This window comes from Roseateles sp. Mitsp63 (genome assembly GCF_059491535.1).
In genome coordinates, this window is record NZ_CP168509.1 from 2437837 (window position 1) to 2451484 (window position 13648).

The 13648-nt window shown below is 70.2% G+C and carries 11 protein-coding genes; 8 read left to right on the top strand and 3 right to left on the bottom strand.

From position 1 onward, the window contains the following. Positions 1–20: 20 nt before the first annotated feature. Positions 21–938: a DMT family transporter gene (locus ACEN96_RS10755; protein WP_495588004.1), complete on the bottom strand. Its 918-nt coding sequence runs from the start codon at positions 936–938 to the stop codon at positions 21–23. A 95-nt stretch (positions 939–1033) separates the two neighbouring features. Here ACEN96_RS10755 and ACEN96_RS10760 point away from each other — a divergent pair, with 95 nt between their 5' ends. Next, a complete protein-coding gene (locus tag ACEN96_RS10760) occupies positions 1034–2017 on the top strand; it encodes a quinone oxidoreductase family protein (protein ID WP_495588005.1) in 984 nt (327 codons plus the stop codon). On the opposite strand, the gene ACEN96_RS10765 is transcribed toward ACEN96_RS10760, so the two are convergent. Together ACEN96_RS10765 and lspA are read right to left on the bottom strand one after the other, a co-directional pair. Beyond that, a complete protein-coding gene (locus tag ACEN96_RS10765) occupies positions 1997–3751 on the bottom strand; it encodes a sensor histidine kinase (RefSeq protein ID WP_495588006.1) in 1755 nt (584 codons plus the stop codon). The two genes, ACEN96_RS10760 and ACEN96_RS10765, sit on opposite strands and share 21 nt — an antisense overlap. A gap of 228 nt (positions 3752–3979) precedes the next feature. Then, positions 3980–4477, bottom strand: coding sequence for a signal peptidase II (lspA, locus tag ACEN96_RS10770; RefSeq protein WP_495588007.1), 498 nt, complete (start codon positions 4475–4477; stop codon positions 3980–3982). Positions 4478–4584: 107 nt separating this feature from the next. Here lspA and ACEN96_RS10775 point away from each other — a divergent pair, with 107 nt between their 5' ends. The 7 genes from ACEN96_RS10775 (at position 4585) to ACEN96_RS10805 (ending at position 13641) form a co-directional block, all read left to right on the top strand. After that, complete coding sequence (locus tag ACEN96_RS10775) at positions 4585–6003, top strand: cache domain-containing protein (RefSeq protein ID WP_495588008.1); 1419 nt, start codon at positions 4585–4587, stop codon at positions 6001–6003. After that, positions 6000–6674, top strand: coding sequence for a response regulator transcription factor (locus tag ACEN96_RS10780; RefSeq protein WP_495588009.1), 675 nt, complete (start codon positions 6000–6002; stop codon positions 6672–6674). The genes ACEN96_RS10775 and ACEN96_RS10780 overlap by 4 nt, the downstream gene beginning before the upstream one ends. A 229-nt stretch (positions 6675–6903) precedes the next feature. After that, entirely contained in the window at positions 6904–8982 is a 2079-nt protein-coding gene (locus ACEN96_RS10785) for a carbon starvation CstA family protein (RefSeq protein ID WP_495588010.1), read from the top strand. Next, positions 8975–9202, top strand: coding sequence for a YbdD/YjiX family protein (locus ACEN96_RS10790; RefSeq protein ID WP_495588011.1), 228 nt, complete (start codon positions 8975–8977; stop codon positions 9200–9202). Before ACEN96_RS10785 ends, ACEN96_RS10790 begins: the two co-directional genes overlap by 8 nt. 168 nt (positions 9203–9370) lie before the next feature. Beyond that, positions 9371–10213, top strand: coding sequence for a hydroxypyruvate isomerase family protein (locus tag ACEN96_RS10795; RefSeq protein WP_495588012.1), 843 nt, complete (start codon positions 9371–9373; stop codon positions 10211–10213). A 145-nt stretch (positions 10214–10358) separates the two neighbouring features. Next, positions 10359–12119 (top strand): trypsin-like serine peptidase, encoded by a 1761-nt coding sequence (locus ACEN96_RS10800; RefSeq protein WP_495588013.1) that lies wholly within the window; start codon positions 10359–10361, stop codon positions 12117–12119. A gap of 175 nt (positions 12120–12294) precedes the next feature. Then, positions 12295–13641, top strand: coding sequence for a hypothetical protein (locus ACEN96_RS10805; RefSeq protein ID WP_495588014.1), 1347 nt, complete (start codon positions 12295–12297; stop codon positions 13639–13641). Positions 13642–13648 lie beyond the last annotated feature (7 nt).

A 13648-nucleotide genomic window follows, 5' to 3' on the forward strand; every position in this document is an offset into this window, starting at 1 on the left:
GCCGGGCCGCCTGATCAACGTCAGCGCCGGCCCGACGACACCGCGATCCCCGCCACGATCAGCGCGAAGGCCGCGCCATGGAACCAGGCCGGCCATTCGCCCAGCAACGCGGCCGACATCAGCGCCGCGAACACCGGCGTCAGGTTGGCGAAGAAGGCCGCCAGCGCCGGCCCGGCCTGCGCCACGCCCAGGCCCCAGCAGCGGTAGGCGATCAGCGACGGCCCGACCGCCACGTACGCGAGCGCCGCCGCCAGCGGCCAGCCCCATCGCACCGGCGCCGCGCCGGCGGCCTGCTCCACGCCGGCCGAGCCCCAGCTGAACGCCAGCCCGAACAGCATCTGCGCCATCAAGAGCGCGGCCCAGTCCCAGCCGGGGCGCTGGCCGCCTTGCAGGTGGGCGGGCGGACGCGCCAGCAGCCAGCTGTAGAAGGCCCAGCTCAGCACGGCCAGCAGCATCAGCAGGTCGCCGTGCACGAATTCGATCCGCGCCAGCCGGTCGAGGTCGCCGCGCGAGATCACCAGCGCCACGCCCGCCAGCGACAGCAGCGCGCCCGCCAGCTGGCGGCGCGTCGGCCAGACGCGGTAGAAGAGGGCGCCGATGCTGAGCATCCAGACCGGCAGGCTGGCCGCGATCAGCGTCACGTTGAGCGCCGTCGAGCTGTGCAGCGCCTGGTACTGCAGCGCGTTGTAGCAGCCCATGCCCAGCACCCCGGTCAGCGCGAAGTAGCCCCAGCGCCGCCGCAGCGGGGCCAGGTCTTGCAGCAGCGCCCGCGCCGGCCGCGCGATCAGCAGCAGCAGCGCCAGCGCCAGCGACCAGCGCATCGCGTTGAGCAGCAGCGGCGGCACCAGCGGCCCCACCGAGCGTCCGACGACCGCATTGCCGGCCCAGAGCAGCGGCGGCAGCGTCAGCATCAGGGCCAGGCGTGGGGTCAAGGTCATCGGGGCGATGCGCTCGGGACGGGAGACTGGCACGATAGCCGCGATCGGCGCGCCGGACGACGCGCGAGCGATATCCCCCCACGAGGAGAACCCTGATGAGCGACAGAGCCGTGCGCATCCCGCGCCAAGGCGGACCGGAGGTCCTGACGATCGAGGCGGTCGAGGTCGGCGAGCCCGGCCCCGGCGAGATCCGCATCCGCCACGCGGCCTGCGGCCTCAACTACATCGACATCTACCACCGCAATGGCACCTACCCGCTGCCGATGCCCTCGGGCATCGGCATGGAAGGGGCCGGCATCGTCGAGGCGGTGGGCGAGGGCGTCACGCACCTGAAGCCGGGCGACCGCGCCGCCTATGCCTGCCAGCCGGTGGGCGCCTATGCGACGGCGCGCGTGATGCCGGCGCGCAGCGTGGTCAGGCTGCCCGATTTCCTCAGCTTCGAGCAGGGCGCCGCGATGATGCTCAAGGGCATGACCGTGCAGTACCTGCTGCGGCGCACGCTGCCGCAGGGCGGGCTGCAGGCCGGCGACCACGTGCTCTTCCACGCGGCGGCCGGCGGTGTCGGCCTGATCGCCTGCCAGTGGGCGAAGGCGCTGGGCCTGCAGCTGATCGCCACCGCCGGCAGCGATGCGAAATGCCAGCTCGCGCTCGACCATGGCGCGGCGCATGCGATCAACTACTCGACGGAGAACTTCGCCGAGCGCGTCAAGGCGATCACCGGCGGACAGGGCGTGAAGGTGGTCTACGACTCGGTCGGCGCGTCGACCTGGGAGGGCTCGCTGGCCAGCCTGCGCCCCTTCGGGCTGATGGTCAGCTTCGGCGGCGCGTCGGGCCCGGTGCCGCCGGTGCCGCTGGGCGCGCTGTCGGCCAAGGGGCTGTACCTGACGCGGCCCTCGCTGTTCGTGCACCTGAGCTCGCTCGAGGCGACGCAGGAGATCGCCGGTGAGCTGTTCAAGGCCGTCGAGAGCGGCGCGGTGAAGATCGAGGTCGAGCAGCGCTATCCGTTCGACGAGGTCCAGCGCGCGCATCGCGAGCTGGAAGCCCGCACGACCACCGGCTCAGGCGTGCTGCTGGTTTGAGCCGCCGGACGCGGCCAGTGGCGGCTCGTCGAGCTCGGCCGCCACCGTCTCCGCGTTCAGCAGCGCGTCATTGGCGCTGCCGTCGTCCTGGCGGCTGTCCGGGGCGCCCGCGTCGGTGACGATGCGGCGCGGCGGCGGCAGGTCGTCCAGGCCCGCCGGCACCGTGTCGCCGCCGAAGTCGGTGGCGCTTCCGCCATCGAGCGCGCCAGGCGCCGACTCGTGGACGTCGACGTCCACCGTCTCGGTGCGCACCACCTCGTCCAGCACCAGCGGCTGGGAGACGCGGATCTCGAAGCTGAAGCAGGAGCCGGCGCCGGGCTGGCTCTCGACCTGCACCTCGCCGCCCATCAGCTCCACCAGGCGCTTGACGATGGTCAGGCCCAGGCCCGTGCCGCCGTAGCGGCGCGTGATGCTGCCGTCGGCCTGCGTGAACGGGGTGAAGATCTGCGCGATCTGCTCGCGCGTCATGCCGATGCCGGTGTCGTGCACCGCGATGCGCAGCCGCAGCGGGCCCGCATCGGCCGGGCCGCCGCCGTCGCCGTCGATGCGCTGGATGTCGACGCGGACCTCGCCGGTCTCGGTGAACTTGAGCGCATTGCCCACCAGGTTCACCAGGATCTGGCGCAGCCGCAGCGCGTCGCCCAGCAGATGCAGCGGCACGCCGGGCTGCACGCGCGCATGCAATTGAAGGCCCTTCTCGTGCGCCTGCAGCAGCAGCGGATGCAGCGCCTCGCGCAGGCAGTCATGCAGGCTGAATGGCGCCTGGTCGATGATCACGCGGCCGGCCTCGATCTTCGCGATGTCCAGCAGGTCGTTGATGATGACCATCAGCCCCTTGGCCGAGCTGTGCGCCAGCTCGATGAACTTGCGCTGGCGCTCGTTGAGCTCGGTCTGCAGCACCAGCTCCGTCAGGCCCAGCACGCCATTCATCGGCGTGCGGATCTCGTGGCTCATGTTGGCCAGGAACGAGCTCTTGGCCTGGCTGGCCGCCTCGGCGGCCTCGCGCGCGGCCTCGAGCTGCGACTGCGTGGCCTTGAAGTCGCTGATGTCGCGCGCGTTGAGCTGCAGCACCACCTCGCCGCTGACCGGGTCGCGCATCGGGCGCGCGTCGATCGCGTGCCAGCGGCGGCCATTGGCGGTGTTGATCTCGAGCTCGGCGCCGAAGGTCTGGCCGCCGCGCACCTGCGCCATGATGCGGCGCGCCAGGTCGGACTCGGGGAAGATGGCGCTGAAGTCGGTCGCGCCGATGGTCTTGCGCAGGCCGTTGAAGCACATCGCCGCGGCCGGGTTGCGCATCAGCACGCTGCCGTCGCGCAGCGAGAACACGGCGATGCGCACCGAGGTGTGCTGCAGCGCCTCGACGCCGCGCAGCAGGCTCTTGTCGACGCCGCTCACCAGCGAGTCCGCCGCGAACAGCATGACCTGGCGCTTGTCGGGGGTGCGGATGCCGCGCGAGACCAGCATCACCGTCGTCGGCTGGCCTTTCGGATACAGCGTCCATTGCTCGCGCACCAGCTTGCCCTGCGTGTGGTCGGCGGCGGTCACCGCCAGGCGCTCGGCCACCGAGGGGCTCATGTCGCTGAGGTCGCGGGAGAGGAACTCCTCCGCGCTGTCCGCGCGCCAGAAGCTCAGCGCCGCGGCATTCGCCCAGAGGTTGCGCTGACGCTCCTGGTCGTAGACCCACATGGGCACATCGAGCCAGTCATAGTGGGTCAGGCAGGAGAAGTCGAGCATGGGGGCGAGGCCCTGTTCTGGTTGCGTTCGGTCGCTGCGGATTGTCGCCGTGGGCCGTTTCCTGTCCATGCGCGCGCTGTCCACTTCGTCACGTCGGCGGCGCGGGCGTGGCGCACCCCGCGCCCCGGCGTGACGGTGTTCCCTTCCCGCGGACAAGGCTAAGCAGGCGGGCGTCCGCGCGCCAGCCTCGTTTCTCCGGAGGAACCCTCGGTCCGAGGGTGAGGGGGGTCAGCCGCGCTTGACGCGGCGCAGCTCGTCCCAGATCAGCAGGACGGCGCCGATGGTGATGGCGCTGTCGGCGATGTTGAAGGACGGGTAGTACCAGCCGGCCCAGTGCAGCTGGATGAAGTCCACCACGTAGCCGTGCAGCAGGCGGTCCACGACGTTGCCCACCGCGCCGCCCAGGATCAGGCTGAGCGCCCACGCGAACTGCGTCTGGTGGCCGTGGCGGCGCAGCAGCCACACGATGAAGATCGTCGCCGCCGCGCCCAGCGCGACGAAGAACCAGCGCTGCCAGCCCGAGGCGCCTGCCAGGAAGCTGAACGCGGCGCCGGTGTTGTGCACCCGCACCAGGTTGAAGAAGGGCAGCACGTAGTGGCTGTCCCCGTACTGGAAGCTGTGCAGGATCAGCACCTTGGTGAACTGGTCGGCCACGATGACCAGCAGGGCGATGGCCAGCCACTGGATCAGGCGGTTGTTCGACGAGGATGGGGACTTGGTGGCCATGGGGCTGCGGGCGTGGAGCGGGCGAAACCCGCAACTGTAGCGCCGGGCGGACCTGGGCCGTGCGGCTAGAGTGCGGCTCCAACGCCGCCTCCCCCGATGATCCGCGCATGAGACTCCGCCTGAAGATCCTGCTGCTGGCGCTGCTGCCGCTGGTGGCCTCGCTGCTGCTGATCGCGGTGGCGGTGCGTCAGCAGGAGCGCGAGCTGCTCGAGCGCGAGCACGCCGCCGTGCAGCGCGCCTACATGGACGCGCGCCGCGACGAGCTGCGCCATTACGTCGAGCTGGCCGTCAGCACGCTGCAGCCGCTGTACGAGCGCGCGCCGGGCCTGGCCGCGCAGGGCAGCGCCGCCGACGTCGAGCGCGACAAGCGCGAGGCGCTGCGGCTGCTGTCCTCGCTCGATTACGGCGAGGACGGCTACTTCTTCGTCTACGACCTGCAGGGCCGGGTGCTGATGCACTCGCGCCAGCCCAGCCTGATCGGCCGCGACCTGTGGGAGCTGCGCGATCCGCTCGGGCGGCCGACGATCCAGCAGCTCGTGGCGCAGGCCAAGGCCGGCGGCGGCTATGTCGACTACCTGTGGCGCAAGCCGTCCAGCGGCGAGATGGCGCCCAAGCTCGGTTACGTCGTGGCGATGGAGCGCTGGAACTGGATGCTGGGCACCGGGCTCTACCTGGACGGCATCCGCGCGACGCTGGAGCAGCTCGACCGCGAGGCGCAGGCCAACATCGCCCGCACGATGTGGGGCATCGCGGCGATCGCGGTCTTCGGCGTGGCGCTGATCAGCGCCAGCGCGCTGGCGCTGAACCTGAGCGAGCACCGCCAGGCCGAGGCCAGGCTGCGCGCGCTGGCGCACCAGGTGGTGCGCTCGCAGGAGGACGAGCGCGCCCACCTCTCGCGCGAGCTGCATGACGGCGTGAGCCAGACCCTGGTCTCGACCAAGCTGCTGATCGAATCGGCGCAGCAGGCGGGCGAGACCGCGCTGCTGCCGCGCGCGCTGGAGCGGCTGAACGACAGCCTCACCGAGGTGCGGCGCCTGTCGCACCGGCTGCGGCCGGCGCTGCTGGACACGCTGGGGCTGCCGGCCGCGCTGGAGCACCTGGCGCGCGAGTTCGACGAGGGCGGCGCGGTGCCCGTGTCGCTGCGCGTCGCCGGCGAGCCGCGCGAGCTGCCGGAGCTGCTCAACACGGTGCTGTTCCGCGTCGCCCAGGAGGCGCTGACCAACGTGGCCAAGCATGCGGGCGCGGCGCGGGTGGAGATGTCGCTGGAGTTCGCGCCGCCCGACGCGAAGGGCGAGCCCGGCGGCGTGCTGCTGCGCGTGCTGGACGACGGCGCCGGCTTCGATCCCGACGACGCCGAGCGCGCCGATCCCCATCTGGGCATCGGCCTGCGCAACATGCGCGAGCGGCTGGCCTCGGTCGACGGCGCGCTGGACCTGCAGTCCAGCCCGGGCCACGGCACGCAGATCGAGGCGATCGTGCCGGCCGCCGCGATCCGGCGGCTGGCGCGCGACAATCCCGCCCCATGAGCACCGAGTCCCTTTCCGGCACCGATCGCGGCGCCTCCGCGCCCGTGCGCCTGCTGCTGGTCGACGACCACCCGCTGGTGCGCGAGGGCGTGCGCTCGCGGCTGCAGGGCGAGGCGCGCTACCTCGTCGTCGGCGAGGCCGGCAACGCGGAGGAGGCGATGGTGATGCTGATCGCCACGCAGCCGCAGGTGGTGCTGCTGGATGTCGGGCTGAAGGGGCACAACGGCATCCAGCTCGCGCAGACGATGCTGGAGCGCGCGCCCGACCTGCGCGTGCTGATGTACAGCATGTACGACAACCCGGAGTACGTGCAGCGCGCGCTGCAGGCCGGCGCCCGCGGCTACGTGCTCAAGGACGCGCCGGCGGGCGAGATCGTCGCGGCCATCGACGCGGTCGCCGCGGGCGGCACCTTCCTCAGCCCGGGCGTGTCCAAGCGCATGTTCCGCAGCCAGCAGCCGCGTCCGATCCTGTCGCCGCGCGAGAGCGAGATCCTCTCGGCGCTGGGACGCGGCGAGTCCAGCAAGCAGATCGCCAAGGCGCTGGACCTGTCGGTGCGCACCGTCGAGACGCATCGCCAGAACATCAAGCGCAAGCTCGAGCTCGAAGGCCAGGCCGAGCTGATCCGCTACGCGGTGGAGCACGCGCGCGGTTTGCATCGGGACCTGTCGTAGTTCCCACGCGGTCCCCGCGCGGGGAACCGCGCCGCCGGGCCCCGGCACGCAGCGCGGCTTCGCATGCCCGGTGATCAGGGTTAGTCCCTAAGCGCTATTACGCGCCCGGGCTAGTCCGCGCGACGGATGTGGGAAACCGCAGCGGCACGGAAACTGCCGGCTGCAATACATGCACCCGCGCCCCTGGGTCCCCGAGTCCCGCCGGAGCGCGTCCATAAAGGAGACATCGATGACGAACATGAGTCGCCACCTCGCCTGGGCGGGCGTGGCTGTCCTGGGGGCGTTCGCCCTGGCCACCGTGGCGCTGGCCCGCGGTGAAGCGGTGAGCGCGCTGTGGGTCGTCGTCGCGGCGATCTGCGTCTACCTGATCGGCTACCGCTACTACAGCCTGTTCCTGGCCACCAAGGTGCTGGGCCTAGACCCGACCCGGCAGACGCCGGCCTGGAAGCACAACGACGGGCTGGACTTCGTCCCCACCCACAAGTACGTGCTGTACGGCCACCACTTCGCCGCCATCGCCGGCGCCGGCCCGCTGGTCGGCCCGGTGCTGGCCGCGCAGATGGGCTACCTGCCCGGGCTGCTGTGGATCCTGGCCGGCGTGATCTTCGCCGGCGCGGTGCAGGACTTCATCGTGCTGTTCATCTCCACGCGCCGCGACGGCCGCTCGCTGGGCGACCTGGTCAAGCAGGAGATGGGCACGGTGCCCGGCGTGATCGCGCTGTTCGGCGCCTTCATGATCATGATCATCATCCTGGCGGTGCTGGCGCTGATCGTGGTGAAGGCGCTGGCGGGCTCGCCCTGGGGCACCTTCACGGTGGCCGCCACCATCCCGGTGGCGCTGTTCATGGGCGTGTACCTGCGCTTCATCCGGCCGGGCCGCATCGGCGAGGTCTCGATCATCGGCTTCGTGCTGCTGATGCTGGCGATCGTCGGCGGCCAGTGGGTGCACGAGAGCCCGGCCTGGGCGCCGCTGTTCACCTACGACGGCAAGGCGCTGACGTGGATGCTGATCGGCTACGGCTTCGTGGCGGCCAGCATCCCGGTGTGGCTGCTGCTGGCGCCGCGCGACTACCTGTCCACCTTCCTGAAGATCGGCACCATCATCGCGCTGGCCGTGGGCATCGTGATCGTCGCGCCGCCGCTGCAGATGCCCTCGTTCACGCAGTTCGCGGCCGGCAACGGCCCGGTGTGGTCGGGCAACCTGTTCCCCTTCCTGTTCATCACCATCGCGTGCGGCGCGGTGTCGGGCTTCCACGCGCTGATCAGCTCGGGCACCACGCCCAAGATGCTGGACAACGAGGTCAACGCGCGCTTCATCGGCTACGGCGGCATGCTGGCCGAATCGTTCGTGGCGGTGATGGCGCTGGTGGCGGCCTCGTGCATCGAGCCGGGCGTCTACTTCGCGATGAACAGTCCGGCGGCGCTGGTGGGCACCACGCCTGAAACGGTGGCGGCGACGCTGTCGACCTGGGGCTTCGTGATCACGCCGGAGATGCTGGTGCAGACGGCGAAGGACGTGGGCGAGAACACCATCCTGGCGCGTGCCGGTGGCGCGCCGACGCTGGCGGTGGGCATGGCGCACATCCTGCATCAGGTCGTGGGTGGCAAGGCGATGATGGCTTTCTGGTACCACTTCGCGATCCTGTTCGAGGCGCTGTTCATCCTGACGGCGGTCGATGCGGGCACGCGCGCGGGCCGTTTCATGCTGCAGGACCTGCTGGGCACGTTCGTGCCGGCGCTCAAGCGCACGGAGTCGCTGCCGGCGAACCTGATCGCCACGGGTCTGTGCGTGGCGGCGTGGGGTTATTTCCTGTACCAGGGCGTGGTGGATCCGCTGGGCGGCATCAACACGCTGTGGCCGCTGTTCGGCATTGCCAACCAGATGCTGGCTGCGGTGGCGCTGCTGCTGGGCACGGTGGTGCTGTTCAAGATGAAGAAGGATCGTTACGCGTGGACGACGATCCTGCCGGCGGCCTGGCTGCTGATCTGCACGATGACGGCGGGCTGGCAGAAGATTTTCAGTGCTGATCCGAAGGTGGGTTTCCTGGCGCACGCGTCGAAGTACGCGGACGCGCTGGTGTCGGGCAAGGTGCTGGCGCCGGCGAAGAGCCTGGAGGCGATGGAGCGGGTGATCTTCAATGACCGGCTGGACGCGGCGCTGTGCGGGCTGTTCATGTTTGTCGTGATCAGTGTGCTGGTGTACAGCGTGAAGGCGGTGTTGAAGGCGCGAGCCGAGCGCCGTCCGACGGTGCGTGAGACGCCTTTCGAGCGCCTGCCCGAGGGTGCGACGGTGGGTGGTCATGCTTAAGCAGGCGGCGGAGGCTGCGCTGCAGGCTGGCGCCGACCTGCTGCAGGCGGGCCGCTACATGGCGCGCGGCGTGCGCCAGCAGCTGATTGGCGCCGACTACGGTGCTTATCTCGCGCACATGGCCCGCACGCACCCAGATCAGGCTCCCCTGAGCTACGAGGCCTTCTTCCGCGACCGTCAGGAGGCGCGTTACAGCTCCCGCACGGGCCGCTGCTGCTGATGTGCGACGGGAGGTCGCCCGGGCCGGCGGCGGAGCCAGCCTTGATCTGACTTGGCGCGTTCTGTTTGAGAGCAGCGAGCCGCAGGCGAGCGGATCGAGTTGAGCGCCCGGGCTGGCTCCGCCGCCGGCCCGGGCGATCTCCCGTTGCTGCTCGGTCACACTACGCCCATGCCTCGTTTTGCTGCCAACCTGAGCTTTCTCTACCCCGACCTCGCGTTCCTGGACCGTTTCGCTGCCGCGGCGCGTGATGGATTCGAGGGCGTGGAGTGCATGTATCCGGACGGTGTGCCGGTTGCCGAGTTCCGGGCTCGATCGGAGGGTCAGGGTTTGCGGGTGGTGCTGATCAATGCGCCTGCGGGGGACTGGGCGGCGGGTGAGCGGGGTCTGGCGTCGCTGGAAGGCCGGGAGGTGGACTTCCGCGATTCGATCGAGCGCGGGCTGGCGTATGCGGCGGAGGTCGGGTCGCCGAGGGTGCATGTGCTCGCGGGCGTGCTGCCGGCGGACGCCGATCGCGAGGCCGCGATCGGCCGCTACGAGGCGCGGCTGACATGGGCCGCGGAGCGGGCTGAGCGGATGGGCATCGCGTTGATGATCGAGCCCATCAATCCGGTGGACATGCCGGGTTACCTGCTGCAGCGCCAGGGCGAGGCGCATGACATCGCCCGGCGCATTGGCGCGTCCAACCTGAAGGTGCAGATGGACCTGTACCACTGCGGCCGCGTGGAGGGGGATGTCGTTGCCCAGTTGAGGCGTCATCTGCCCACCGGCCGCGTGGGACATCTGCAGATTGCCGGCGTGCCGGACCGGCACGAGCCGGATGTCGGCACGCTGGAATGGCGTCAGGCGCTCGCGGCGATCGACGAGATCACCGCGGCCATCGGTTGGGGCGGCTGGGTGGGTTGCGAATATCGCCCGCGGCTGGGGCTTGCGCCCGGTGGCACGAGTGCCGGACTTGGCTGGATGCGGGCCGATGAACGCCGTGCGGCGGCGCGAGCGGAACCCTCCGCCTGAAGGACGCCGGCGCTGCACCTGACTTGCATCCGTCATCGAGGGCCAGCGCGTCAGCCAGCGGCTGGTGAGCACGCGCAAATCCTGTCAATGGCAACCCTGCGCCTGCGCTTGCAACATCCCGATCCCTTCATGATCTGGAGTTGTCTTGCAGTCGAAGACGTCCCTGTCCCGCCGCTCGCGCGCGAGCGCGATGCTCCTGTCCATCGGCATCCTGCTGGCACCGTCGACCGCCAGCGCGGTGTTCATCAGCGAGGCGAAGTTCGTCGAGCTCGGCGGGAAGCTGGCCGAGATCGACGCCTCCTTTCCCGAGGTCACCTGGCTGCTGCGCCAGCACAGCCTGTCCGAACAGTTCCTGGCGGTGGGCCGGATCGGCGGGTGCACGGCGACCTGGCTGGGTGAGCAGGGCCCTCACACCTATCTGCTGACGGCTGCACACTGCGTTTCCTGGTCGAGCGGGCAAGCGGTCGCCAACTCGGTGACCTTCCTGGACTGGCGCGGCAAGGTCATCGCCCAGGGCAAGGGCTGGGCCTTCACGCCGGTCAGGACGCGGGGCGAGCCGGGGAAATGGGAAATCCACGACGACATCGCCGTGCTGAGACTGCCCCGGGTGGCCACGCCGGTCGATTCCCGCGGAAGGCGGCTGGAGCCGCCGACGATCGCCGAGAAGGATCTGAGCCGTGGGGAGACCATCCACTTCGTCGGATACGGCCATACCGGCGTGGGAAGGACGTATCGCGACCTGCCCGGCGGGCAGCGCAGGATCACCGGTGAAGCGGCCATCGAGGGCTTCTTCGACGATTTCCAGGGCGTCTACACCCGATCCGAACACCAGGCGGCCAGCCCGTCCTGGGCATTCACGCGGCCGGGCGACAGCGGCTCCGCGTGGTGGCGGACGCAGCATGGCTATTGGCAGGTGTCGGCTGTTTCCTCCGGCGGGACGAACTGGCCGTCGCCTCAATCGCTCGCGCCGCACGTGCCTCGCCACGCAGCCTGGATCCACGGCATCTTTCCCGGAGCGGTGCTGCAGTCGGAGCGCATGGCGGTGACCGAATCCCAGCCCTTCGTGTCCAGGAACCATGTCCGTGATCCGTCGGGGCAGCGCGTCCATTTCATCGTTCCGGCCCAGGCGGACGTGACCGGGCCTTCCGTGAGCCAGTGGTCCGGCGCCGACGGCCACAGCGTCATCCGCGTGATGGCGAGGGAATCGCGGACCGGCGCGTTGGCGGAGCTCCGGCTCCGCGCCCATCGTGACGCGGGCTGCCGGCGGTCGGCCATGGAGGACGCGGCGCCGTGCCCCGCGGCGCGAAGCAATCGGCTCCGGGTGGCGTTCCTGCCGGATGACAACCCGCGGTTGAAACCCGGGGTCTACACCGGCCGCTTCGACGTCGAGGTCCTGGCCGGCATGGACCGGTCGCGGCAGGAGCGGCTGACGCTGCATCTCGACATCCGGCACCTGCTCAGGGGACGTGTGACCCCGCAGGCGGCGTATCGCTCGCCCAATCTGGCCGAGCAGGTATCCCAGGGCACCGTCTACTACACGGTGCCCGCGCAGGACGGAACGCAAGGGCCGCGCAGCGGCCTGTGGAGCGGCAGTCCCGGCCCCAGCCGGATCGAGGTGACGGTCCGCGATGCCGTGACCGGGCAGCAGCGCCAGGTCCACCTGCGCGCCGAGCGCGATCCGCTGTGCGGCGGCCGGTCGACGCGCATGGAGGATGGCAGCACCTGCCAGCGCAAGGCGGCGGGACCCGTCACGGTGGGCTTTCACGCGGAGGACAACCCCGGCCTGCCCGCAGGCCTGCACCGCGGCCAGCTGCTGCTCCAGGCGCGGGGCTGGATGGACCGGGACTTCGAGCAGTTGATCGAGCTCGACATCGATCTGGACACGCTCGATGCGTCCGCGAAATGAGGCGCCGACGTTCGCGGCGCGGCTGAAGTTCCGGAGCCGAAACAGGCTGGCTGCTTCCTGTGGTTGCCCCCACGCAATCGCATTGCAGAGGGCAACCCGATGGGACATCGAGGCGGTTGTCGCCACGGCCGCGGCCCGGGACCATGCCTGCTCTTTCTGACGCAGGAGTTTTTCCTTGAATCTCTCGACCTTCGCACGTCGACACGCGATCGCCATCGCGGTCGCCGTTCCGGCCATGTTCTGCGCGGCCGGGGCCAGCGCCATGGCCATCGACCATGCCTTGTTCCGCGAGTGGGGCGGCGATCCGGACGATCCGGTCCCCACGGCGGAGACCGCGTTGAAGCGCGTTCGCGATGCCGCCTCGAAGGGGCCGCTGCTGGCGGCGGGCCGGCTGATCCGTCATGACCAGGACAGCTGTGGCGGCACCTGGCTGGGCGAGGACAGCCGCTTCACCTACGTGCTGGCCACGAAGGCGCATTGCGGCAACGCCGACTTTCCGCAGCCGTCGCCTCAAGCCGGGCAAGCCGACCCGCCCCGTTTCTTCGCGTGGGATGGGACGCTCGTTGCGCAAGGTCTGGATGGCCTCGAAGTCGCGCCGGACGGCGAGTTGGCGGTCTACCGATTGAAGCGCCTCGCCACGCCGAAGGACCGAAACGATCGCGCGCTGCAGCCGGCCGTGATCCACGACGGCAACTTCCGGAAAGAGAACGGCCTGGTGATCCGCTTCGTCAGCTACGTTCAACCGGTCATCAAGCGGGGCGAGGACCGTTTGCCGATGCCGACGACGGAGGCCTCCCCGGCGCCCACGCCGCGGACCGCGGGCGAGATGAGGGCGGTCGACACGGATCGCAGATTCCTCCGGGCGAAAGGGCGGACGACGCCCTTCGGCAGCGTGGGCGGCGCGTGGTGGGCGCGGATCGGCGGCCGTCCGGTGATCGTAGCCGTGTCCTCGACGCAATCCGAGCGGGGAGTGTCACTGGGCCGCCGCGTTGCACCGCAAGCCGAGTGGCTCATGAAGCATGCGCCGATGGTCCGGACGACATCCGGGCTTTGGACGGTGACCAATGGCCCGCCGATGCGATCGCCCAACTTCCTCGCCGGCGGCTTCGACCAGCCCGCGAAGGCGGTGTATTTCACCGTGCCGGAGGGGCAGGAAGGCGCCCTCGGAATCACCCAGCGGTTGGAGGCGGGCGACAACAGCTTCACCTTCATCGAGGTCAATGCCCACAGCGTGGAGAGCAACCACCGGCTCCGCCTGAGACTGCGCGCCCACAAGGTGGCGGGGTGCGATACCGAGCGGCGGCGGGTGAAGATGGAAAGCGCGTTCCAGTGCGAGGACGCCAAGCGCAGCCGTCTGGTCCTGAGCTTCAGGTACGAGGACAACCCCAGGCTGGAGAAGGTTCAGGGGCACTACCAGAGCCAGTTCGACCTGGTGGTGCATCGGGAGGGTGAACGGGCGTCGAGCGAGTTCATCCCGGTGCGCGTGGACATCCAGTTCGTCCCGTCGATCAGTCCGACATGACACAGGC